This is a genomic window from Microcystis sp. M53603_WE2 (assembly GCF_030065435.1).
In genome coordinates this window covers 1-4,079 of record NZ_JASJFF010000522.1, presented here as the reverse complement: position 1 = coordinate 4,079, position 4,079 = coordinate 1, and the positions used below count along the sequence as shown (strand labels likewise).

Below are 4,079 nucleotides of genomic sequence, written 5' to 3'. Positions count from 1 at the left end.
TGGCCGCTGCCATCCATTCCGGGTAAAAATACAAACAGGGGATAATCGGGACGGGGATGACGGGGAATAATCCAACTGACAGGTTGTTCCATTGTGCAACAAGCGCGATCGATGTTAAAAAAGTTTTTTCTGGTTATCTATATTTAAGGATAATTAATATTAGAGAGATTTGCCAATTTTAATAGTAAGACTAACCCCCAACCTATGGATGGTTCCTCTCCGCTCCCCACCCCCTGATAACTGATAACTGATAACTGATAACTGATAACTGATAGCTAGATTACTTAACGGCTAATAATTGTTCGTCGAGGAAATCGTAGCCAGTTCTTTCTAATTCGAGGGCTAATTCTTTACCGCCACTGGTGACAATGCGCCCATCGTACATAACATGAATAACATCGGGTTCAATGTAGTTGAGCAGACGCTGATAGTGAGTGATAAGTAAAAAAGCGTTATCGGGAGTAGCTAATTGATTGACTCCCTGGGCAACAATTCGCAAAGCATCGATGTCTAAACCAGAGTCAATTTCATCGAGAATTCCTAAAGTGGGTTCTAATAAAGCCATTTGGAGGATTTCATTACGTTTTTTCTCGCCACCGGAGAAACCTTCGTTTAAACTTCTGCCAAGAAAGCTAGGATTCATCTGGACAACTTCTAGTTTTTTCTCGACTAATTCCTCAAAGTCAAAACTATCTAATTCTTCCGAACCTAAATATTTTTGTCGGGCATTATAGGCAACGCGAAGAAAATCGAGGTTACTAACGCCGGGGATTTCTAGGGGATATTGGAATGCGAGAAAGATACCCATAAGCGCTCGTTCATCGGGTTCTTTTTCTAAAAGGTTTTCGCCTTTATAAATTATTTCTCCCCCAGTTACTTCATAATCGGGATGTCCAGCGATTACTTTGGAAAAGGTGCTTTTTCCTGAGCCATTGCGCCCCATAATTGCGTGGGTTTCACCTGCTTTAATTTCGAGGTTAACTCCTTTAAGAATCTGGTTTCCATCAATACTAGCGGTTAGATTTTTTACCGATAAAATTACTTCACTCATGAGATGTTTTTCTAGAACAAAAATATTAGTTTTGGTGGTTGACGGCGAATCATCAATTGATGGATAAATTGTCTTAGCTTTTGGTGGGTTACGGCTATCGCCTAACTTAGCTTTTGGTGGGTTACGGCTATCGCCTAACTTAGCTTTTGGTGGGTTACGGCTATCGCCTAACCCACCCTACTTTACTGATTATCCGACGGTTCCTTCTAGCTTGAGACTGAGGAGTTTATCAGCTTCGGCGGCGAATTCCATCGGTAATTTACTGAGGACATCCTTACAGAAACCACTGACTAACATAGAGACAGCATCTTCTTCGGAAATACCCCGTTGTGCGAAGTAGAATAATTGGTCTTCACCGATTTTAGAAGTAGAAGCTTCGTGTTCTACTTTAGCACTGTTGTTATCCACCTGAATATAGGGAAAAGTGTTAGCTTCGGCATTATCTCCAATCAGCATAGAATCACACTGGGAGTAATTTCTTGCTCCCTTGGCTTTCGGTCCCATTTTCACTAACCCGCGATAACTATTTTGGGAGTTACCCGCCGAAATTCCCTTAGAAATAATCGTACTCTTGGTGTTGCGGCCAATGTGAATCATTTTCGTACCTGTATCGGCCTGTTGTTTGTTATTAGTTAGGGCAATTGAGTAGAATTCCCCGACGGAATTATCGCCAACTAAGACACAACTGGGATACTTCCAAGTAATTGCCGAACCGGTTTCCACCTGCGTCCAAGAAATCTTAGAATTAACTCCTTTACACAGACCCCGTTTAGTGACGAAATTGTAAATACCTCCCTTACCATTGGCATCGCCAGCGTACCAATTTTGTACCGTCGAATATTTAATATCCGCATTATCGAGGGCGACTAATTCCACGACGGCGGCATGAAGTTGATTACTATCGTACATCGGAGCGGTGCAACCTTCTAAATAACTTACCGATGCCCCTTCTTCAGCGACAATTAAAGTTCTTTCAAATTGTCCCGTCTCACCGTTATTAATCCGAAAATAGGTGGACAATTCCATCGGACAGGCGACACCTTTGGGGATAAAAACAAAGGAACCATCGCTAAAAACGGCAGAATTAAGAGCGGCAAAATAATTATCACCCACGGGAACGACACTGCCGAGATATTTTTGTACTAAGTCGGGATGTTCCTGTAAAGCTTCCGAAATAGAACAGAAAATAACCCCCTGTTCTGCTAGTTTTTCTTTAAAAGTTGTGGCGATAGAAACGCTATCAAAGATAGCATCGACGGCCACGTTAGAAAGGCGTTTTTGTTCCGAAAGGGGAATGCCTAATTTTTCAAAGGTTTCGATTAAAGTGGGGTCAACTTCTTCAAGACTGTTGAGTTTTTCTTTTTTCTGTTTGGGTGCAGAGTAGTAGATAATATTTTGATAATCAATGGCAGGATAGGAAACGTGCGGCCAACTGGGTTCGGTCATCTTTTGCCATTGATGGTAGGCCCGGAGACGAAAATCGAGCATGAATTCCGGTTCCTTCTTTTTCGCTGAAATTAGGCGAATAATCTCCTCATTTAAACCGCGGGGGATGGTTTCCGATTCAATATCGGTGATGAAACCGTACTTGTAGGGTTGGTTAACGAGATTTTTAACGGTGGTTGCACTCATGGGGGTTAGTGTTCTCTCTACGCGGTAGGCAGGGGAGGCAGTTAAACAACAATAAAGTTGTTTAAATTGATTATATAATAGATTAACAACAAAGCTGTTGTCAAAGTCACGGAAAATTTGAGAGGATGCTGGTAAACCTCTGTTATTCAGGTTACTCTGTAGGGGTAATTGGCCGCTTCTTGACTCTCAGCAATTGTACGCTAAAGCCTCTGTTTTTGGTATCATGACCACGACTCAACCCGCCTCGACGAAAGACGATATTCTGCAATATTTGCTCAAAAACGGTCAATCTACAGCCCAAGACTTGGCTGAGGAGTTAAGTATTAGTCCGCAAGCGACGCGCCGCCATCTTAAGGATTTGGAGGGGGAAGGACTGATAGAATATTTTGCCGTACAAAATAAGATAGGACGGCCCCAGCACATTTATCGTCTCAGTCGTCAAGGTCGTGGCCGTTTTCCCCATAATTACGATAATTTCGCCGTTTCTTTCCTCAATACTCTCGTGGAGACGGTGGGAGAGCAACAGGTGGGGGAAATTCTCAAAAAACAGTGGCAACGCAAAGCGGCAGAATATCAATTGCGCCTCGGCAAGGGGTCTTTAGGGGAAAGAATGAGAAAATTGCTGGAAATTCGCCAAGAGGAGGGTTATATGGCAGAATTAGTGGCACTGGAAGCAGAAAATAGTTATGTCCTGGCCGAGCATCATTGCGCTATTGCTGAGGTGGCTGGTTCCTATCCCAGTATCTGTGGCCATGAATTAGAAATGTTTGCGCTGCTGCTGCCCGATTGTACGATCGAACGGACTCACTGGATCAATCAAGGTGAGCAACGATGTGGTTATCTAATTAAGTGCAAGGGTTGACAGAAAAAGATTAGAGATTTTCATCGGGATTTATGCCCAATTCCCGCAGTTTAGCCGCTAATTTTGCGGATTTATGCCTTTCCTGTTCAACTTGGTTTTCTGCCTGTTGTGCCGCTTCTGCGGGAGTGGGTACTAATTCCCCTTCGGGGGTAAAATAGCGCAATTTATTGGCGGATAAACCCAAATATAAGCCTAATTGTTGACTCCAGAGCCATCCCTGAGAATTGGGGGCAATCGGTTGATATTGACCGCTAATTAGGGTAAGCTAAACGGCTTTTACTTCGGATCACCGATATAGACTCCAAAAGGGTTATAGCTGTTGGATCATGCAGGTTAAGCGCCGTTTAGCTTAAATCCCTGAAATTCTAAGCTTTCTGGGTCAAACCAAAAATAATCGGGAGTGCGAAATATATCTTGATAAATTTGTTTTTTCTCCTCTCGGTCAACTTTGGCGGTACTATCGGAGAGAATTTCGATAATTAAATTGGGATATTTGCCCTCTTCTCGCCAAACTACCCAACTTCTGCGGTTGGG

The 4,079-nt window shown here is 43.0% G+C and carries 3 protein-coding genes and 2 pseudogenes; 1 reads left to right on the top strand and 4 read right to left on the bottom strand.

Annotated features, from left to right (window positions below; genetic code table 11):
- The 3 genes and pseudogenes from PX481_RS10905 to sufB all read right to left on the bottom strand — a co-directional run.
- A pseudogene (locus tag PX481_RS10905) lies at nt 1-92 on the bottom strand (alpha/beta fold hydrolase); the annotation flags it as partial.
- A gap of 188 nt (nt 93-280) precedes the next feature.
- The gene (sufC, locus tag PX481_RS10900) at nt 281-1,051 is read right to left on the bottom strand and encodes a Fe-S cluster assembly ATPase SufC (protein ID WP_002758412.1); all 771 of its coding nucleotides are present in this window, start codon (nt 1,049-1,051) and stop codon (nt 281-283) included.
- A gap of 189 nt (nt 1,052-1,240) precedes the next feature.
- On the bottom strand, nt 1,241-2,683 hold the full coding sequence (gene sufB / locus PX481_RS10895; protein ID WP_002758413.1) for a Fe-S cluster assembly protein SufB: 1,443 nt from the start codon (nt 2,681-2,683) through the stop codon (nt 1,241-1,243).
- A 223-nt stretch (nt 2,684-2,906) separates the two neighbouring features.
- Here sufB and sufR point away from each other — a divergent pair, with 223 nt between their 5' ends.
- On the top strand, nt 2,907-3,545 hold the full coding sequence (gene sufR / locus PX481_RS10890) for an iron-sulfur cluster biosynthesis transcriptional regulator SufR (RefSeq protein ID WP_002789066.1): 639 nt from the start codon (nt 2,907-2,909) through the stop codon (nt 3,543-3,545).
- A gap of 10 nt (nt 3,546-3,555) precedes the next feature.
- Here the strand turns inward: sufR and PX481_RS10885 are convergent.
- Nucleotides 3,556-4,079: pseudogene (locus tag PX481_RS10885) on the bottom strand (Uma2 family endonuclease); the annotation flags it as partial.